Here is a 19,715-nt window from a genome sequence, read left to right on the forward strand (position 1 = left end):
ATGATGACGGCTAACGAGCCCTGCAGCGACTACCGATGCGAACGCCAAGCACCAGTGCCGCGAACGCCAAGCTGGCATCCGCGGCGCCGCAATGCGTACGGCGCAGATCTAGTTGACCGTTATCCCACTCTCTTTCTGAACCTTCGTATAGCGTGCTTTCTCGGCGGCCAGAAACTGCCGGAATTGCACAGTCGAGTTCCCGATGGGTTCAATCCCTTGCTCTTCCAGCTTCTTGCGCAGTTCGGGTGTGCTCAGCGCCGCGTGAAAGGCATCCGCCAGCTTGTCGATCACGGGCCTGGGCGTACCGTGCGGCACATAAACCCCGAACCAGTTGGTGAAGCGATAGCCCGCAAACCCCGACAACTCCGCCACGGCGGGCACATCCGGCAGAACAGCAGTGCGCTTCTCACCTGTCACGGCGATGACCTTCAGCTTGCCCGCCCGGTGCGCCGCCAAAACAGGCTGGAGGCCCACCACAGCGGCCGGAATCTGGTTGCCCAGGAGATCTGCGACGGCGGGCGCCGCGCCGCGGTATGGAACATGGAGTATTTTCCCGCCGCTGGCCAGATTAAGCTGTTCTCCCGCAAACTGCATACTGCTGCCGGTTCCGGGCGTTCCATACGATAGCGCGGCGCCTTGCTTCTTCGATGCCGCCAGTAGCGCCTCGACACTATCGATGCCGCTGGCCGGGTTGACCACAATCGCCAGCGGCAGCTCTCCCGCGAGAGTGACCGGCTCCAGATCCTTGTCCGGATCGTAAGACGTTTTCTGGCCCGCAATACGGCTGACCAGCACCTCGGCCGGCGAAGCGAACAGAACGGTGTACCCATCGGGCGTGCTCTGCGCCACTGCCTGCGCACCAATCGAACCCGACGCGCCTGTCTTGTTTTCCACAATCACCTCTCGACCCAGGCTGGCCGACAAACGCTCTGCAATCAGACGGGCGGCGAAGTCCGTCCCACCACCAGCCGGATACGGCACAACCAGCCGCACTGCCCGTGCAGGCCACGCTTCCTGTGCCTGCGCCACCCCCATGCCACAGGTGGCCAGGGCGCCCAGCGTCGCGGCCATCAGCATCCGACGTTTCAATACCCTCATGCATGTCTCCTCGTTGTTGAACGATCGTTCGTGATACTTGATGTCTTTAGTCTCTTCTTGATCGTTGATTGTTGATCCTGGTTTATTTTGAACTATACAGGACTATAGTTAACGGGAAAACTATTGAATCATGAATATTTTTATGGAACGACAGCCGCGCAACGAACAAGTGAATAGCCTGAACGCGCCCCGCTACGCCTCGAATCGGCATGGTGCGGTATGCTTGCCTGCTGTCGATCGAAGTCGACGGGATGCCTTGCCCATGAACAAGCCATTTTGCCTATAACCCACAAGGAGGATTTCCCACGATGCCTACCATCAACGTCCAGCTTTTCGAAGGCCGCACGCTTGAGCAGAAACGCGAATTCGTCACTGCGGTCACCGAAGCCGCTTGCCGCACCCTGGGCTGCAAGCCGGAAGCGGTCGACGTTATCTTTCAGCATGTCAAGCGGGAAGACTGGGCCAGCGGCGGCAAGCTGGCCTCCGACTAAGTATCATTGGGCGGGCCGCAATGGCCCGCGGCAACGCTTGTGGCAAAATACACGGCTATGCTGATTACATTCGTTCATTACGCACTGCCCTTTGCTTTCACCCTTCTGGTAGCCTGCGTGTTCACCTGTCTGGTGTCGGGTATTTTCCTGGCGATGTTCCGCCTGCGCCTCATCAACCAGGCCATGCAGCATCCCTACCTCAACCACCAGGCCTGGGATCGCTATCCCTTCCCTATCCGACTGGCGATCCTGCTCGACTATTTCCTGCGGCTCACTTTCCCCAAAAGCCGCTTCTGGATCATCGGCAATGCCAATCGTCTGCTGGCGCACGTCCAGCCCGAAAAAATCCCCACCCGCATCAAATGGCCGTTGCTCGGCCTCTGGGGCGGCTGTTTCGTCGGCATCATTGCCATGGTGGCCCTGTGGATACTCTTGCTGCTCGCGGGCACGCTCTAACCCAACCAGCGCCCGGCACATGATTCCGGGCACCTTGCAACGCAACAAGGAGCAGGCCATGAGCCGGTCTATCAAACACAACCCAGATGCCAATCGCTTCGAATACACCGAAGACGGCATTCTGTGCGTGCTGGATTACCATCTCCAGGACGCGGTGATGACCATCACACACACTGGCGTGCCAGCGCCCGTGGGTGGCCGCGGCATCGCCAGCGATCTCACCCGGGTCGCGCTTGACACCGCGCGCGCCCAAGGCTGGGTGGTTCGGCCGCTGTGCAGCTACGCTGCCGCCTGGATCCGCCGCCACCCCGACTACCAAAATCTCCTGGCGGGCTGACCAAGGGGTCGCCCGCACGCAATGCCTTCCCTGGTACGCAGCCAAACCGGCGCCGTCCCTTCGCTGGAATGCAACACTCGCCCGCGCAAGTCTTATATAAGATATAAGACGTTTGCCTGCGCCCGTGCTTTGCTTCTACAATAACGATATAAATCAACCGCATTTCCACAGTCTCGTGGTTCCTGGATCCGGCGCCTGCGCCGATCCTCATTACCGATAAAGGCACATCATGCTGGAATCCTATCGCCAACACGTAGCCGAGCGCGCCGCGTCCGGTATTCCTCCCCTGCCGCTTACCGCGCAGCAAACCGCCGACCTCATCGAACTGCTCAAGGCGCCGCCCGCTGGCGAAGATGCATTCCTGCTCGAGTTGTTCACGCATCGCGTGCCGGCCGGCGTCGATGACGCAGCCAAGGTCAAGGCCTCTTATCTGGCCGCCATCGCACTGGGCAAGGAAACCTGTGGTCTCATCGACGCCCGCCACGCCACTGAGCTACTGGGCACCATGCTGGGCGGCTACAACATCAGCCCCCTGATCGACTTGCTCGATAATGCCCAGCTGGCACCCGTCGCCGCAGAAGGCCTGAAGAAAACCCTGCTGATTTTCGACGCTTTCCACGACATCCGCGAAAAGGCCGAAAAGGGCAACAAGTACGCCCAAGAAGTGCTGCAAAGCTGGGCGGACGCCGAGTGGTTCACCAGCCGTCCCGAAGTACCGCAAAGCCTGACGCTCACCGTCTTCAAGGTCACGGGCGAAACCAACACAGACGACCTCTCCCCCGCACCCGACGCTTGGAGCCGGCCCGATATCCCGCTCCACGCGCTGGCCATGCTCAAAAACCCGCGCCCCGGCATCGAGCCCGATGAGCCCGGCAAGATCGGCCCCATCAAGTTCCTGCAGAGCCTGAAAGCAAAGGGCAATCTGGTCGCCTACGTCGGTGACGTGGTCGGCACGGGCTCCTCGCGCAAGTCCGCCACCAACTCGGTGCTCTGGCACACGGGCGAAGACATCCCCTACGTGCCCAATAAACGCTTCGGCGGTGTGTGCCTGGGCAGCAAGATCGCCCCCATCTTCTACAACACCATGGAAGATGCTGGCGCCCTGCCCATCGAACTCGACGTATCCCAGATGAACATGGGCGACGTCATCGAGCTGCGGCCCTATGAAGGCAAAGCCCTGAAAGACGGCAAGGTAATCGCCGAGTTTTCGCTCAAATCCGACGTGCTGCTCGACGAAGCCCGCGCGGGCGGCCGTATTCCGCTGATCATTGGCCGCGGCCTCACCGCCAAGGCGCGTGAGGCCCTGGGCCTGCCCCCCTCCACGCTGTTCCGCCTTCCACACGACCCGGCAGACACCGGCAAGGGTTATACGCTGGCCCAGAAGATGGTCGGTCGTGCATGCGGCCTGCCCGAAGGCAAGGGAGTGCGCCCCGGCACCTACTGCGAACCTCGCATGACGTCTGTCGGCAGCCAGGACACCACCGGCCCCATGACGCGCGACGAGCTGAAAGACCTGGCCTGCCTGGGCTTCTCGGCCGACCTGGTCATGCAATCGTTCTGCCACACCGCCGCCTATCCCAAGCCCGTAGACGTCAAAACGCACCACGAGCTGCCCAACTTCATCAGCACGCGCGGCGGCATCGCCCTGCGCCCCGGCGACGGCATCATCCACTCGTGGCTCAATCGCATGCTGCTGCCCGATACCGTCGGTACCGGCGGCGACTCGCACACCCGCTTCCCCATCGGCATCAGCTTCCCCGCCGGCTCAGGCCTGGTCGCCTTTGCCGCCGCCACTGGCGTCATGCCACTCGACATGCCCGAATCGGTGCTGGTGCGCTTCAAGGGTGAACTTCAGCCTGGCGTCACGCTGCGCGACCTGGTCAATGCCATCCCGCTGTATGCCATCAAACAGGGTTTGCTGACAGTCGAAAAGCAGGGCAAGAAGAACATCTTCTCGGGCCGTATCCTCGAAATCGAAGGTCTGCCCGACCTCAAGATCGAACAGGCCTTCGAACTTTCCGATGCCTCGGCCGAACGCTCCGCCGCTGGCTGCACGGTGCGCCTGAACAAAGCGCCCATCATCGAGTACATCACCAGCAACATCACGCTGCTCAAGTGGATGATCGCCAACGGCTATGAGGACGAGCGCTCGCTGGGCCGCCGCATCAAAGCCATGGAGGCCTGGCTGGCCGACCCGCAACTGCTCGAACCCGACGCCGACGCCGAATACGCCGCCGTGATCGAAATCAACCTGGCCGACATCGCCGAGCCCATCGTGGCCTGCCCGAACGATCCCGACGACGTCAAGACGCTGTCCGACGTCGCCGGCACCAAGATCGATGAAGTCTTCATCGGCAGCTGCATGACCAACATCGGCCACTTCCGCGCGGCGTCCAAGCTGCTCGAAGGCAAGCGCGACATCCCTACCAAGCTGTGGGTGGCGCCGCCCACCAAGATGGACCAGCACCAACTCACCGAAGAAGGCCATTACAACACGTTGGGCACCGCTGGCGCGCGCATGGAAATGCCGGGCTGCTCGCTGTGCATGGGCAACCAGGCCCAGGTGCGAGAAGGCGCCACAGTCATGTCCACCAGCACGCGCAACTTCCCGAACCGCCTGGGCAAGAATTCCAACGTCTTTCTGGGTTCGGCGGAGCTGGCCGCAGTGTGCTCGCGCCTGGGCCGCATCCCCACGCGCGAGGAATACATGGCCGACATGGGCGTACTGGCAGAGAACAGCAGCCAGATCTATCGCTACATGAACTTCGACCAGATCGAAGAGTTCCGCGAGATTGCCGACACGGTAGGCATCTGACGCGGTGATCCGGCCCGGTCCGCGAGGTCTGTGCCGGCCCTTCCCCCGTCAAGGCGCGCCTGCTGGGCTCGCCGCAGTGCGGGAGAATCGCGCACGGGCGAGGCTGCGGCCTCGCCCGTGCGCTTTTTCCCGGGTACAGGGGGTACACTAGCTTATTGATTACTTTCACGCTTGCCGTTGCATATGTCCGCACCTTCGCCCTCTCGCTTTTCCCGCGATACCCAACGCCTGCTGGCCCTGGCCGCGGCGCTTGCCCGCTCGGGCAGTCGCCTCGAAGACGCCTATTGGGAAAACCTCCTGGGCGTCCAGCTGAACAAGCTGCTGCTGGGCAAGAAGAATAAATACATCGAAGCTGCGCTGGATCACCTGTCGGCCACCGACTCCAACGCCTACGAGATCCTGATCGAGCAGGCCGAGACCCTATCCGAATCCACGCAGATCCAGGTCGAGGGCGTCGAGTACGACGTCCTGCTGTTTTCTGCTCCGCTGGTGGCCTGGACACGCTACAAGATGCCTGGCATAGCACTGACCGCCGATCAAAACGCGCAGCTGCTTGCTCACGTCAAGGCGTACATCGCAGCGCCCGCTGCTAAAGTCGCGCTGCTGCCCGCGCTGGTGGGCTTCGACCAAATGCCGCAAACCTTCCAGGAAACCCGGCAATGGACGCAGCGGCTGGCGCAGCAGGCGTTGGGCGTACCCGCCGAAACCTGTACTCTTCACTCGCCTACCGAGCCCGACACCCTGCTGGCCGATGCTCGCTTCGTCGTCGGGGCCATTGCCGTGCCCAAGGGCGAGGCACTGTTCCGCTGGCAGACGCCTCAGGCCGAAGACGGGCAGGCCGGCAGAGACCTGGTGCGCAATGCCTGGATCGACGCGGCAAGCACGGTTATCTCCCCATTGTTCACGGGTTGCCAGGTCGAGTTCCTGCAGCCTGATGCGTATTACATCAATAGCCGCGAAGCCGACCGCCGCATCCGGCCGCTGGCGCTCAAGGCCGCCATTACCTGGCTCCAGGCAGCCGTGCACCTTACCGGTGCTGAATTGCGCGCAGTCATCGCGGGTTGCGGCGAAAGCGCGATCGAGGAATACCGGGTCGGCTTCTCCACGCGACAAAATAACGATGTCATCTATGGCTGTGTCTGGCCGGTGCTCAGCCGCGAAGAGGCGGTGGCGGACGGCATGGAATCGGGTGAGATCGATGTGCCCGACGAAATTGCCGCGCTGCTCAAGGAGCAAGGCGTGGGCGACGTGCGCCGTCTGCCCGGCCTGTATCCGATCGAATTCTGCGACGACTGCGGTGCGCCACTGTTTCCGAATGCGCTGGGCGAAATGATGCACCCCGAGCTGCCAGAAGAGGCAGACATGACGCCCATCCACTTCCACTGACGCGCAGGGGTTCCACCTTAGGGATGTCTGCCCTGACCTTCGATATCTTCTGCCGGGTCATCGACAACTACGGCGATATCGGCGTGTGCTGGCGCCTCGCGCGCCAGCTTGCCGCCATGGCCCGGGTCGGCGCTGTGCGACTCTGGGTGGATAACTTGCACAGCTTCGCTCGTATCCAACCTGGGGTGGATACAGGCGCGCCCATCCAACACGCGGCGGGTGTGGAAATCCGGCACTGGCATTCGAGCGCCGATCTACCGCCGCCTCATGACGTCGTGATCGAGGCCTTCGCCTGCGATCCACCGGCCGAATTCATCCACGCCATGGCCCAACGCGGCAGTGATTGGGTCAACCTCGAATACCTCAGCGCCGAAGACTGGGTACGCGGCTGCCACGCCCTGCCCTCCCTGCAGCCCAGCGGCATCCGCAAAGCGTTCTTTTTTCCCGGCTTCGTGCCTGGAACCGGCGGCTTGCCGCGCGAGCCCGGCCTGCTGCAGGAACGCGACCGCTGGCTGACACGGCCAAGCGAGCGTGCCGCGCTGCTCAACGCCCTGGGGCTCGCAAGTACTGATGTAGAAGCGCTGCTGGAAGGCCGTGCGCGGCAGGTGATGCTGTTCTGCTACCCAGATGCGCCGGCACGGGCGCTGCTGAAGGCCTTGGCAAGCCGCGCCGTGCCAAGTATTGTGCTGGTGCCAACCGGCGTTTGCCCAGGCTTGCCGCGGGGTACGCATGGCGCTGTGCGGGTACGCGACATCCCCTTCATCGATCAGCGCGGTTTCGACCGGCTTCTATGGAGCAGCGACCTGAACTGCGTGCGCGGAGAGGACTCACTGGTACGCGGGCTCTGGGCTGGCCGCCCGCTGCTCTGGCACATCTACCGACAACAAGATGAGGCCCACCTGCTCAAGCTGGACGCCTGGCTGGCTTGCTCCCCCTTGAACGATGCAGTGAAACAGGCCATGCGGGCCTGGAACACCAGCGATGAAACCAGTCTGTACGCCGCACTCGCACCGCTGCTGGCGCCGGCGCCGTTGGCGCAGTGGTCCTCGGCCATGGCTGGCTGGTGCACCACATTGGCCGGGCGTACCGACCTGGCCACCACTCTGGTGGATTTCGTCTCCACGCAACGCCAAGCCACCGTGCGCTCCCCTTGACGAACATCATTTTTGAACCGCAACTAGCCGTCCGATAAGCGAAAATCTGTCGAACGCGTTAAAATACCACGCTTTGCAAGTCTGCTCCGGCCCACACCCCCCTCTTGGCGGAGCATCCATACCGGAGTTTTATATTTCATGAAAACCGCACAAGAATTACGTGTCGGCAACGTTGTCATGGTCGGCAGCGACCCGCTCGTCGTGCAAAAGGCCGAATACAACAAATCGGGCCGCAACTCGGCCGTGGTCAAGCTCAAGTTCAAGAACCTGCTGTCGGGGTCGGGCAGCGAGTCCGTCTACAAGGCCGACGAAAAGTTCGAAGTCGTGGTGCTCGACAAGAAAGAATGCACATATTCCTACTTTGCCGATCCCATGTATGTCTTCATGGACGCCGAGTACAACCAGTATGAAGTCGAGGCCGAGAGCATGGGCGACGCCCTGAGCTACCTCGAAGAAGGCATGCAGGTCGAAGTCGTGTTTTACGATGGCCGCGCCATCTCCGTCGAACTGCCCACCATCGTTGTACGCGAAATCACCTACACCGAACCGGCTGTCAAGGGCGACACCTCGGGCAAGGTACTCAAGCCTGCCAAAACCAACACCGGCATGGAAGTCGCTGTCCCGTTGTTCTGCAACATCGGCGACAAGATCGAAATCGACACGCGCACGGGCGAATACCGCAGCCGTGTCATGTAACGGCGTACGGCTCCCCACCAAACGGGGTACGCCGCCGCAGCATCCAAAAAAAACCGGGGCGCTTCACATGCGCCCCGGCTTTTTTATTTCATATACCCGGCTATTGCAGCCGGTCGTCGTCGAGGAAATCCGGAATAGGCATGACTGCAATGCCGTCGGCGGCCAACGCTTCGCGCTCTGACGGCGTGGCAGTGCCTCGTATAGCGCGCTCTTCGGCTTCGCCTTCATGCATGCGACGGGCTTCCTGGGCGAAGCGGTCGCCCACGTTTTCGGTTGCACGCACGATTTCGCGGATGCGCCGCATGACTTCAGCCTGGATCTGCGCCACGTGCGCAGCCTGGGGCTGCTCTGCGGCGGCCTGGGGCGCGGCGCTACCGCCCGACCTGGCATGCCCGACATTGAGCCGTGGCGCGGACAGCTTTTTACTGACTTGCTGGCTGCCGCAGACGGGACAAGCCAGCAGCCCGCGCGCGCGCTGCGATTCGTAGTTGTCTTCCGAGCCGAACCAGCCTTCGAATACGTGGCCGTGTTCGCACTCGAGATCGTAAACTTTAAGTGCCATAAGGGTAATATGAGGGCGCACGCTTCGCGTTCAAGCCCTACAGACGCGGAACGGCGGCCAGCAGGCGGCGGGTTTCGGGGTGCACCGGCTGTTTCAGTACATCCTGCGCAGCACCCTGTTCCACTATTGTACCCGCGTGCATGATGGCAATCCGATCTGCCAAGTATTCCACTACCCCGAAGTTGTGCGTGATGAACAAATAGGCGATTTTCAGCTCGACCTGCAGATTCTGCAGCAAATCCAGTATCTGCGCCTGCACTGAGACGTCCAGCGCCGACGTAGGCTCATCGCAGATCAGCACCGCTGGCTGCACTGCGAGCGCGCGTGCAATGGCAATGCGCTGGCGCTGCCCGCCCGAGAACTCGTGCGGATAGCGGCCTACGGTATCGCGCGGCAAACCGACTTTGTCCAGCAACCGGCGTACTTGATTGCCGCGCTGCGTACGCGAGCGCTCGGGATGCAAGGCCGCGAGGCCTTCGTCCAAGATCTCGCCGACCATCATGCGCGGATCCAGCGACGCATAAGGATCCTGGAACACAATCTGCATGGACTTGCGCAGCACCTTCATGCCACGTCGGCGCGCGGTCAGCACGTTATCGCCCTTGAAGAACACTTCGCCGCCCACCTGCGCCTGTTTATCGAGCAAACGCAGCATCGCCTTGGCAATGGTTGTCTTGCCGCAGCCTGACTCACCCAGCAGCGCCAGCGTTTCACCCGCCGCCAGATCAAAATCAACGCCTTTGACGATGCGCACCGGCTCGGGTCGGTGGCGCCAGAAGGGCCCGCGCCGGGCATAAGCAACAGTAAGGCCGCGTACCGACAACAATAAGCCACCAGCCGTTGGTACAGTGGGGGCGCTTGCATCCGGCGTTACGGCCGCTTGCTGGCTGGCACTGGCTGAGAGCGGCTGGCCGCGTTTCTCGAACGTGGGAATAGCCGCCAGCAGCTCGCGCGCGTATGGATGACGCGGCGCACGGAAAAAGGTGGCGGCATCCACGGTTTCAACGATTTCACCGTGACGCATCAGGGCCACGTGGTCGGCAACGTGCTTGACCACGGCCAGGTCGTGAGTGATCAGCAAAATGGCCAGGCCCATCTCCCGCTGGATGTCGGCCAGCAGCTGCAGAATTTGCGCCTGCACCGTAACGTCCAGCGCGGTGGTAGGCTCGTCGGCAACCAGCAGCCTGGGTTCAGCCGCCAGCGCAATGGCGATCATGATGCGCTGCTTCTGCCCGCCCGAAAACTGGAAAGGGTAATCATTCAGGCGTCGGACGGCATCGGGAATACCAACCCGCTGGAGCCACCACGCGGCACGCTCCTTCAGCGCCTGGCCGCGATGACGGGTATGTGCGCGCAAAGTCTCGTACAACTGTTCGCCCACCGTCATCACCGGGTTCAGGCTGGTGGCGGGCTCCTGGAAAATCATACCGATCGCGCCGCCGCGAACAGCGCGCATGCCCTGCTCGGGCAGGCCGTTCAGCTCTGTACCGCCCAGCATGATCCGGCCGGCAACAATGCGGCCCGCCTCGGGCAGCAGCCGCAGCAAGGCCAGCGCCGTCATGCTTTTTCCACAGCCCGATTCTCCTACCAGGGCAAAGGTTTCGCCGCGCGCGATGGTCAGGCTGAGAGCCTTGACGGCCTCGTTGACCCCCGCTTCACCGGAAATCTGAACTGATAGCGCCTGGACGTCCAGGACCGGCTCCGCTTGAACACCGTTACCCTGCCCCTGAGGCGGCATACCGTACGTCGCGCTCATCGCAGGCCTCCATCCGACGCGCCGCGCGCACCTGCCGCACGTTCGGCCGTACCGGCGGCGCCGAGGGACACAGCCTGCACTGCCCCGCCCGGCCGGGCTCGAAAGCGTCGCATGCGGGGATCGAAGGCATCCTGCACCGCATCGGCAAAAATGTTGGCCGACAGCACCAAGGCCAGCAGGAAGACGAATGCACCCAGCAAATTCCACCAGATCATCGGATCGCGCGACATTTCCAGCCGCGCGGAATCGATCATGGTGCCATACGAGGGCGTACTAGGATCCACACCTATGCCCAGATAGGACAGAACCGCCTCGTACAGCACCAGCCCGGAAAACTCAAGCACCAGCGTGATCAACACGATGTGCATGACATTGGGCAGCAGATGCCGGCGCATAATGCGCCAATGACTGATGCCGAAAGCCCGGGCGGCCTGCACGTATTCGAGTTCGCGCAGCTTCAAGGTTTCGGCGCGCAGCAACCGGCACAAACCAGCCCAGCCCGTCAGGCCCAGGATCATACAAAGCAGGAACAAGCGCAGGTCGGCCCGGGAAGCCACGGTGTCGAAGAGGTCGGGATTGTTGTCGATATATACCTGCATCATGAGCACACAGGCTGCGATCAGCAATACGCCGGGTATGGATGTGAGCGTGGTGTAAACGTACTGGATGATATCGTCGATACGGCCTTTGAAGTAGCCCGCCGAAATGCCGAACACCAGCGCCGGTGGCAGCATGGCAAGCGTAGTCAGCGTACCAATTACCAGCGCGGTGCGTATGCTCTTGATGCACTGCCACAGCACATCGTTGCCGGTGCGGTCGGTGCCCAGCACATGGTAATTAGTGCTCAGGGCCAGCGCGACGCTGGTGAGCAACAAGAGCACGCTGAGCGTGAGCCACATGGCGCGCCAGGGCATGTCGGCCTCGCCGCGCCACCAGGTTCGCCAGGCTGCGCCCGTGCCTCGACCGCCGCGTAGATGCGCCAGCGTCAGCAGCCCCGCCACAACGGCGCTGGCGGCAAGGCCTATTGCCAAGCCCGTCGCAAGCCGCCGGTATACGTCCGCGTGGTGTGTGGCGCCGTCTTCCACCCCCTGGCCGGCGTGCTTCAAGCGGGGATAATCACGCACTGGCTCGCCGTCGATCAACTCGGTTTCCTTGGTGAAACGCCGAATGGCCAACGGCGCCGAGTACGTTTGCTCACGCGCGGAAAGATTGGTGAGCACAAGCAGATCGTCCAGCGCCGAGCGCAGCACGGGCGAATAGACCGGCGTGCCCGCCTGCCCCGCCACGGGTGGCAGCAGCGGCCGATAATGAATGGAATCAAGCAATCCGGCGCCGGCAAAGAAAACCAGCACCACCGCCGCGCACATGGCTGACGTTGTACGGCCGATGTGGGCCCAGGCCTGGCGCAGCGAAGCACTGCGCCTGACACGCCAAGCATAAGCCAATATCCCCGCCGCAAGCAGAAGGATGAAAACGTCAGTCCAGAGAAACACAAACTTGGGCATGGCGCGCTCACTCGAATCGTACGCGCGGGTCGGCGAGCGTATAGGAAATATCAGCCAGTATCAGCCCCACGATATAGAGGGCCGAGCCGAGAAACACCATGGCGCGCACAATGGAAAAATCCTGGGCGTTGATGGCATCGATGGTGTAACTGCCCAAGCCGGGTATGCCGAAGAAAGACTCGGAAATCAGGCTACCCATGAACAACAATGGGATGGCCGAGACAGTACCAGTGAGGATGGGCAGCATTGCATTGCGCAGCACGTGCCGGAACAGCACCGCGCTTTCGCGCAGGCCCTTGGCGCGAGCAGTGCGCACGTAATCCTTGCCAGCCTCTTCCAGGAACAAGGTACGGTAAAAGCGCGCCTGTGACCCCAGGCCAGAAATAATGCCGACCAGCACCGGCAATACCAGAAAACGTACGCTGGCCCAACCATCTACATACCCGGAATACGGCACCCATTGCAGCACCTTCGCAAACAACCACTGCCCGGCAATGATGTAGAACAGGCCCGAGATGGACAGCAACACGACACAGATCACCACCCCGGCAAAATCAAGCTGTGTGCCCTTGAAAAACACCAGCAGCAGCGAAAACGCGATCGATACCGCCAACCCGAGCACAAACGTGGGTAACGCAAGGGCGAGGCTGGGCACCATGCGAGCGCCAACCTCGTGGCCGATGTCGCGCCCTTGATCGGAAAAGCCGAAATCAAAGCGCAGGAGCGGCACAGAGCGCTGGTAAAAAACTGTATTGGTCCAGGCGCTTGAGCCGGTTGCCTCGGCGTTGAAGAACAGCGGCTTGTCATAGCCGCGCTCGGCCTTCCAGCGGTCGATGGCAGTTTGGCTCACGCGCTGCCCCCCGATCGCCAGCCGCGCCATGTCATCTGGCGTGTTGACGGCGAAGAACAGCACAAATGTGAGCAGGTTGACGCCAACCAGAATGAGCGCACCGTAGAGGAGCCGCCGTAAAACATAGCGCGTCATGATGAGTCTCCGACCCGCGCGCCGCTGGCCGCGAGGCGATCGCGCCGCTTGGCGGCGCGCCACACGTAAACCATGCCGGCAGCAGCCAGCACGCCCAACAGCCATAGCGGCCACCACACCGGGCGGTTCCAGGCGTCTATTTTGCGTGCCCGCATGCTCGGATCGATGCGCAGGTACTGCAGCGTGTTGCGCACCATCTGGGTGGGCTTGGCATTGTGCACCCAAGCCTGATAAGCGCCGCCCGACTTGGGAAACCAGCCGAACATCCAGGGCGCGTCATGGCGCACGATATCTACCATCCGATGCACCAGCGCTTCTTTTTCGGGCCCGTCATCCAGGTAGCGCATCTGCTCAAACAGGCGATCGTACGCAGGGTTACTGTAATTAGAGGCGTTTTCGCCGCCTTTTCCGGCCTTGGCGTTGGGCCCATACAGCAGGAAGAGAAAGTTTTCCGCATCGGGGTAATCCGCCACCCAGCCCCACATATACATCTGCGCGGTGCCGTTGCGCATTTTGTCCTGGAAACGGTTGTAGTCGGTGGCCCGCACTTCGAGCTGTATATTGATTTCACCCAACTGGCGCCGCATCCAGTCGAGCATCGCGCTGGAGCCCATACCGCCGGAAGAGTCGAAATACAGGATCAGGGGGCGCCCGGTCTTGGCATCGCGGCCGTCGGGGTAGCCTGCCTCGGCCAGCAGCCGCTTTGCCTCACTGATAGGTTTGCGTACCGCATGGCCGCCCTCCACCTGGTAGACGTTGCGGTTGATGCCTGCCGGCGGCGGCTGGTAGCCCAGCACCCCAGGGGGAATGGGCCCCTGCGCAACCTGTGCCTGATCGTTCTGGAAGATTGCCACAAACTGCTCCCAGTCGAAGGCAATACTGATGGCTTGGCGCAGCTTGCGGTTTTTTTGCTGCTGCGCTGGCGTATCGCCCTTGCCCACCACGGGATCAAGCCAATTGAACCCCAGGTAGAACAGCTGTGCCTCAGTGGCGCTGCGCAATTGCAGGCCATGATCCGCATACAGGGCGGCTTTTTCAGCGGAATCCGACGCGGCGACCGTCATGGCCACACCATAATCGCCAGCCGCGGCGTCGGGTATGTCGTAATAGCCTTGGATGAACTTGCCCATCAGCGGCACGCTTTCCTTTTCAAGGGAAAACACGATGCGGTCGATGAACGGCGTGGGCTTGCCGCAGTCATCGAGCAGGCCGGCTTCGCGATCGCCTGGTTCACCTATACAGGGGTAGGGCTCACCGCGAAAGTTGGGATTGCGCGCCAGTACGTGGCGGCGGTTGACGATAGACTCGACCAACATATAGGGGCCGGTTCCGGCGGGCCAGGTGTTGAGCGATAGATCGTGCTCCGCCATGCCCGGCTGGTGGTAAAAGCGGTCTGCCTCCCAAGGGATGGGCGCGGTAAATGTCATCGACAGCCAATATTTGAACTGTGGGTATTTGCCGATGACTTTTATGCGCAGAGTATGGTCATCCAGTGCTTGCACACCATCGAACCCTTGGGCGCGCAAGTCGAGCCAAGGCCGCATGCCGGTGGACGGATCCGGCTTGACGGCGGCTTCGGCGCGCTTGAGCGCCTCGCCGTACTCGCGCATGCCGACAATATGCTCGGCCATCGTGCCATATATGGGTGACACGACACGGGGACTGGCCAAACGGCGGAATGCATAGACGTAATCGGCGGCGAGTAATTCACGGGTACCGGTCTGCGCAAAATCGTTCAGCCCGAATTTGTTGTCAAGCTCGCCGGGCTTGAGCGGCCAATATACATAGCTGTCGTGGGCACCGCGCGCAAAGGCGGGGTGGGGAGCATAGAGAATGCCGCGCTTGATGGGGACGTCGTAGATGCTCACCGCCACTTGTTCGCCCGGCGCATCATCCGGCAGCCGCTTGCCTTCGCTGTCATAGTAGGCGGGCGGCGAAACGGCCGCGGCAGCGCGCGGTATCAGTTTGTAGGGCCGCGCCAGGTAATCGTAACCGTACAGCGGCTCGTAGATCGAATATGTGAACGGCGTTTCGTCGGTGGAATAGGAACTGGCGGGATCCAGGTATTTGGGCGAACGCTGCGTGAAAGCGGTGTACAGCACGTTTTCACTGATTTTGTCGCGCGCGTAGGGACTGTTGATGGGTTCGCGCGAGCACGCTGCAAGCAGCAGGACGAGGGCCGCCCCCAGCAGGGGGCCGATTGCGCGCAGCAGCGCCGGCGTCATTCGTGCGCGCCCTGGCACTGCTTTTGCCGCCAGCACTGATAACGCCACTGCCAGGGGCGCACTGGGTCACGATCCTGCCAAAGGCCCAGGCGCTGGCGACGGGCATGCTCCTGCAGGCGTGGCAAGGCGTCGTCTCGCATATACCGGCCTCGGCCTTCCATATTGGCCCAAGCCATGCCGCGGGCGACCTGGCGGCGATTAGCGGTGTCACCATCGGGCAGCGGCACGTCGCAGATGTTGCGCTTGTAGCGATCGCGTTCGTAGCAGCGCAGAACCAGGTTTTTGCCCGCCACCATATCTGCCAGTGATTCGCGCGATGCCTGCGCGTAGGGCTGGCCTGGCTGCCGCGCGTCTTTGGTGACTTCGGGCGCATCGATGCTGGCCAGCCGCACCTTTTGCTGCCCGCCATTGACCAGCAAAGTCAAGGTATCACCATCGGCCACCCGTACCACGCGGCCGGCAAGCTCATAACCACCACTGGGCAGTTCGGCACGAGGCTGGGCAAACACGCTGCCCGACAGGCCCGGCAACAGGCCGGCCACGATCAGGCCAAACACCGCCTGCTCCAGCGCACTGCGCCATGGGCGACAAACAAAGATTGTGCGCGCCCAGGCGCGCACCACAGTATTCCGGACAATATTCACAGGCTTCCCGCATTCTGCATATATACCCGCCTACATCCATGGTTATGGGATCCGGGCCGAACGATTATAGGGTGTCGCGGAAAAGCGCGTTACCCGGGTATTACTCCGTGACGACTGAGCCTGAACGACAGAACAGGCCCCAGGCCTATGGCTTGCGCCCAACAGGCCTGACAGGGCGCCGGAGCGGCCAGAGTGATGGTCCACGCCCCACCGCCCCGGCGGCGGTGGCCGCTGGCGACGCATGCACTGCTGCGGGCACCCGGCTTGCCCATGACGCACGCGGCGATCCCAGTTGCGCCTCAAGCCGGCCAGGCGCGGTCGATAAGTGCACGGGCAATGGCACCGGATGGCGCCCAGGCGCCGAATACACCCTGCCCCGCCGGCCCGAAGCGCGACTGGATAAAGGCATCCGCCACGAATTGCGGCGCATGCGCACGCAGCAGCATGGCCTGTGTAAGCAATACCAGGCTGCAGGTAACCTCCCGTGCCCGCGCAGGCAAAGCCTGTTGGTCAGCCAGCGCTTGTCCCACAGCCTTCGCACGCGCCGCAGTCCGGCTGTCGCCGGTACTGTCGCGCACCAGCGCCTGCACCCTGTCGACCGCACTAGCGTCACGTTGCAAGGCGCGCAGCACATCCAGGCACATAATGTTGCCCGAGCCCTCCCAAATGGCGTTGACCGGTGTTTCGCGATAAAGCCGTGCCAGCGGCCCTTCTTCAATGTAGCCGTTGCCACCCAGCACTTCCATGCATTCAGCGACGGCCTGGATGGCGCGTTTGCAGACCCAGAACTTCGCAGCCGGCGCCATCAGGCGCCGCCATGCATCCTGATCGGCATCGCCCCGTGCATCGAGCGCACCGGCCAGCCTCAGCGCCAGTACCAATGCCGCCTCGCTTTCGAGGATAAGGTCGGCAAGCACGCTTTGCATCAGCGGCTGTTCGGCTAGAAGTTTGCCAAATGCCATGCGATGCCGGGCGTGGTGCACCGCGCGCACCACGCCGGCACGCAGCAGTGCCGCGCTGCCCAGCACACAATCCAGGCGGGTATACGAGGCCATCTCCACCAGCGTGGCCACACCCCGCCCTTCCTCGCCCACCATCACGCCCATAGCGTCCTGGAATTCGATCTCCGCGCTGGCATTGGAACGATTGCCAAGTTTGTCTTTCAGTCGTTGGATGCGGATGCCGTTGCGGCTGCCATCCTCGAGCCAACGCGGCACATAGAAACACGACAACGCGTCATGAGCGTACGCCAGCACCAAGTGCGCGTCGGACGTGGGCGCCGAGAAAAACCACTTGTGGCCTACCAGCCTGTAATTGCGTCCTTGGCTGCCCTCATGCACAGGCGTGGCGCGCGTCGTATTGGCGCGCAGGTCTGATCCGCCCTGCTTCTCCGTCATACCCATACCCACGCCCATGGCACGTTTGCGCGCCAGCGGTATATCGCGTTCGTCGTAGGTTTGCGAATACAGCAAAGGCTCGATACTGGCAAACCAGCTTTCCTGGCGCAATATCGGAATTGCGGCGGCCGTCATCGTGACGGGGCACAGCGAGCCGGCTTCGATTTGCCCATGCATCAAATAGGCCGCCGCCCGCGCCACCTGCGCCCCGCCCCCCGCCGCCCTCCATGCCGTACCGTGCATGCCCTGCGCATACGCCATACGCAAGAAGTGCAGCCAAGCCGGATGATAGCGAACGCGATCGACACGATAGCCTCGGGCATCAAAGGCCTGCAGCACCGGCCCGCAGCGGTTGGCCTGATCCGCCCATTCCGCCGCCTCTTGCGTCCCCAGCGCCGCACCATACTCCACCAAGCGCGCCTCGTGCGCCGATGCGCCTTCGCGCCGTACGCCCTCGCGCAGCGCCATGTCGGTGTCGTATAGGTTGTAATCAACCAGCTCGGGTGGCTGGTTCGTCACATCGTGCGTGGTCCAGCTCATGATGCGCCTCCCGTCTGCATTGACGGGGCCTACGCCCCGCAGGGTTCAACTGCTACAGTATCGCCTGAATCGGTGCGGGTGCAACTGCCTCGGCGCCGGCACATGAAACCCGAGCCAAAAAGGAAGCATCTCATGCCCACCCGCCATGTTGTGACTATTGCCGCGATCCTCATGTTGCTTGGGGTTGCAGCAGGCGCCTTTGGCGCGCATGGCCTCAAGCGTGTCGTCAGCACAGACATGCTGGGGATATGGCACACCGCTGTGTTGTATCAACTGGTGCATGGCCTGGGCATGCTGTTGGCAGCCCTGCTGGCACAGCAGTTTGGCTCGGCATTGTTCAATGCCGCGGCCACGGTGATGCTGGCCGGCGTGCTGATTTTCAGTGGCAGCCTTTACGCATTGGTGCTGACAGGCGCGACATGGCTGGGCGCCATCACGCCCATAGGCGGTATGGCCTTTTTGGCAGGCTGGGGGATATTGGCCTGGGCTGCCGTGCGATCAACGTGACGCGGCAGGCACGCGGGTATTACGCGCGCACCGCCCGGTGTTGGCGGCGCGGCGCCTTGACGCGCAACCTGCGCCACATCATATAAGCCATCAGCCCTGCGAATATCGCATGCACCAGCCACAGACCAAGGCCGAAACTGAGCACCCCCGCTCCAATCCAGCCTCGCGAAAGATTGATCAGGTTCATGTACAGCAGCCCCACCAGTCCTGCAATGAGAAAATCGCCCGATTTGCCCAGTCGCGGGTTGACCGCGCCCAACGGGATGGCCAGCAGGGCCAGGTTGAGTGCTGCAAGCGGCATGGCCAGGCGCCACATGATCTGTGAACGCGCATTGTTGCTGTCATCGGTTATCAACAACGTGGTGGGGCGCGCCTTGATCTGGCTTTCAGCCAGGCGCCGCACCGCTTCGGGCGAGTTGACGGCGGCATTGCTTTCCAGGCGCATGCCATAACGCTCGAAGTCGGCAAGCCGGAACTCGGCCTGCCCCGGCTTCAGGTCGTAGCGATGGCCGGCGCTAAGCACCAGAAAACGATCGCCATTGGCTTCTGTTTCGATATGGGCACTGTCGGCGGCGATTACGCTGAGCCAACCCTCATCCAGCACGCGCGCCACAACCTTGCCTAGTTCCTCTTCGGGGCGCGTAGGCTCTTCGGCGAAAAACACCCGTGCACCGTCCTCGGTTTCGATGAACTGGCCTGCGGCCACCTTGGACAAGTCGGAGCGCTGCTCGTAGCGCTGACGATACTCGCCAATCTGCCGATACGCCCACGGCGACGCCCCCAAGGTGAGTACGGCAATAAGGAGCGCCACCGGCACCGCGCAGCGCAACACCGGATTCACCCAATCTTTGAGCGACAGGCCGCTGGCGAACCACACTACCATCTCGGATTCGCGAAACGCCCGCGTGATGGTGGTGAGCACGGCAATGAACAGCGACACGGACAGAATCACGGGCAGAGCGGTAATGCTGGAGAACGTGGCAAGGCCCAACACCACATCGGCGCCGATTGTACCGTTGGCGGCCTCGCCCAGCAGGCGCACCAGAAGCACACTGAGCCAGACGATCAGCAGCGTGGAAAACACAATGCCGGCGTGACTCATGATTTCGGAGACAACGGAACGCTTGAATAGAGACATGAGACAATTTGCGGGATAATGCC

The 19,715-nt window shown here is 62.2% G+C and carries 17 protein-coding genes; 8 read left to right on the plus strand and 9 right to left on the minus strand.

Features of this window, described 5'->3' with window-relative positions; translation table 11 throughout:
- Window positions 1–108 precede the first annotated feature (108 nt).
- Window positions 109–1,098, minus strand: coding sequence for a Bug family tripartite tricarboxylate transporter substrate binding protein (locus tag LOL23_RS09535; protein ID WP_160979778.1), 990 nt, complete (start codon window positions 1,096–1,098; stop codon window positions 109–111).
- 308 nt (window positions 1,099–1,406) lie between these two features.
- Between LOL23_RS09535 and LOL23_RS09540 the strand changes: the two genes are divergently transcribed.
- The 7 genes from LOL23_RS09540 to efp all read left to right on the plus strand — a co-directional run bounded on the left by LOL23_RS09540 (window position 1,407) and on the right by efp (window position 8,433).
- Window positions 1,407–1,589: a 4-oxalocrotonate tautomerase gene (locus LOL23_RS09540; RefSeq protein ID WP_160979776.1), complete on the plus strand. Its 183-nt coding sequence runs from the start codon at window positions 1,407–1,409 to the stop codon at window positions 1,587–1,589.
- Window positions 1,590–1,646: 57 nt separating this feature from the next.
- Window positions 1,647–2,045 (plus strand): hypothetical protein, encoded by a 399-nt coding sequence (locus LOL23_RS09545; RefSeq protein WP_160979774.1) that lies wholly within the window; start codon window positions 1,647–1,649, stop codon window positions 2,043–2,045.
- A gap of 58 nt (window positions 2,046–2,103) precedes the next feature.
- On the plus strand, window positions 2,104–2,382 hold the full coding sequence (locus tag LOL23_RS09550) for a GNAT family N-acetyltransferase (protein ID WP_160979772.1): 279 nt from the start codon (window positions 2,104–2,106) through the stop codon (window positions 2,380–2,382).
- 229 nt (window positions 2,383–2,611) lie between these two features.
- Window positions 2,612–5,197: a bifunctional aconitate hydratase 2/2-methylisocitrate dehydratase gene (acnB, locus tag LOL23_RS09555; protein ID WP_160979770.1), complete on the plus strand. Its 2,586-nt coding sequence runs from the start codon at window positions 2,612–2,614 to the stop codon at window positions 5,195–5,197.
- Window positions 5,198–5,380: 183 nt separating this feature from the next.
- Window positions 5,381–6,583: a DUF2863 family protein gene (locus LOL23_RS09560; protein WP_160979768.1), complete on the plus strand. Its 1,203-nt coding sequence runs from the start codon at window positions 5,381–5,383 to the stop codon at window positions 6,581–6,583.
- Between the two features lie 23 nt (window positions 6,584–6,606).
- Window positions 6,607–7,737 carry an elongation factor P maturation arginine rhamnosyltransferase EarP gene (gene earP / locus LOL23_RS09565; protein WP_160979766.1) on the plus strand — a complete coding sequence of 377 codons (1,131 nt, stop codon included), beginning with the start codon at window positions 6,607–6,609 and terminating at the stop codon, window positions 7,735–7,737.
- A 138-nt stretch (window positions 7,738–7,875) separates the two neighbouring features.
- Window positions 7,876–8,433: an elongation factor P gene (gene efp / locus LOL23_RS09570; protein ID WP_160979763.1), complete on the plus strand. Its 558-nt coding sequence runs from the start codon at window positions 7,876–7,878 to the stop codon at window positions 8,431–8,433.
- Between the two features lie 100 nt (window positions 8,434–8,533).
- On the opposite strand, the gene LOL23_RS09575 is transcribed toward efp, so the two are convergent.
- The 7 genes from LOL23_RS09575 to LOL23_RS09605 form a co-directional block, all read right to left on the minus strand.
- Complete coding sequence (locus LOL23_RS09575; RefSeq protein ID WP_160979762.1) at window positions 8,534–8,995, minus strand: DUF1178 family protein; 462 nt, start codon at window positions 8,993–8,995, stop codon at window positions 8,534–8,536.
- 37 nt (window positions 8,996–9,032) lie between these two features.
- Window positions 9,033–10,751: an ABC transporter ATP-binding protein gene (locus LOL23_RS09580; RefSeq protein ID WP_237173519.1), complete on the minus strand. Its 1,719-nt coding sequence runs from the start codon at window positions 10,749–10,751 to the stop codon at window positions 9,033–9,035.
- Window positions 10,748–12,256, minus strand: a complete 1,509-nt coding sequence (locus tag LOL23_RS09585) for an ABC transporter permease (protein WP_160979760.1) — start codon at window positions 12,254–12,256, stop codon at window positions 10,748–10,750. Before LOL23_RS09585 ends, LOL23_RS09580 begins: the two co-directional genes overlap by 4 nt.
- A 7-nt stretch (window positions 12,257–12,263) precedes the next feature.
- Entirely contained in the window at window positions 12,264–13,241 is a 978-nt protein-coding gene (locus tag LOL23_RS09590) for an ABC transporter permease (RefSeq protein ID WP_160979758.1), read from the minus strand.
- Complete coding sequence (locus LOL23_RS09595) at window positions 13,238–15,451, minus strand: ABC transporter substrate-binding protein (RefSeq protein WP_439652086.1); 2,214 nt, start codon at window positions 15,449–15,451, stop codon at window positions 13,238–13,240. Before LOL23_RS09595 ends, LOL23_RS09590 begins: the two co-directional genes overlap by 4 nt.
- A gap of 11 nt (window positions 15,452–15,462) precedes the next feature.
- Window positions 15,463–16,110, minus strand: coding sequence for a thermonuclease family protein (locus LOL23_RS09600; RefSeq protein WP_237173520.1), 648 nt, complete (start codon window positions 16,108–16,110; stop codon window positions 15,463–15,465).
- A gap of 299 nt (window positions 16,111–16,409) precedes the next feature.
- A complete protein-coding gene (locus LOL23_RS09605; RefSeq protein ID WP_237173521.1) occupies window positions 16,410–18,047 on the minus strand; it encodes an isovaleryl-CoA dehydrogenase in 1,638 nt (545 codons plus the stop codon).
- Window positions 18,048–18,179: 132 nt separating this feature from the next.
- Here LOL23_RS09605 and LOL23_RS09610 point away from each other — a divergent pair, with 132 nt between their 5' ends.
- The gene (locus LOL23_RS09610) at window positions 18,180–18,554 is read left to right on the plus strand and encodes a DUF423 domain-containing protein (protein ID WP_237173522.1); all 375 of its coding nucleotides are present in this window, start codon (window positions 18,180–18,182) and stop codon (window positions 18,552–18,554) included.
- Window positions 18,555–18,573: 19 nt separating this feature from the next.
- On the opposite strand, the gene lptF is transcribed toward LOL23_RS09610, so the two are convergent.
- Complete coding sequence (lptF, locus tag LOL23_RS09615; RefSeq protein ID WP_160979750.1) at window positions 18,574–19,692, minus strand: LPS export ABC transporter permease LptF; 1,119 nt, start codon at window positions 19,690–19,692, stop codon at window positions 18,574–18,576.
- Window positions 19,693–19,715: the final 23 nt, after the last annotated feature.

Origin of the sequence: Paracandidimonas lactea (assembly GCF_021653995.1) — a bacterium.
Taxonomy (GTDB): Bacteria; Pseudomonadota; Gammaproteobacteria; order Burkholderiales; family Burkholderiaceae_B; genus Allopusillimonas; species Allopusillimonas lactea.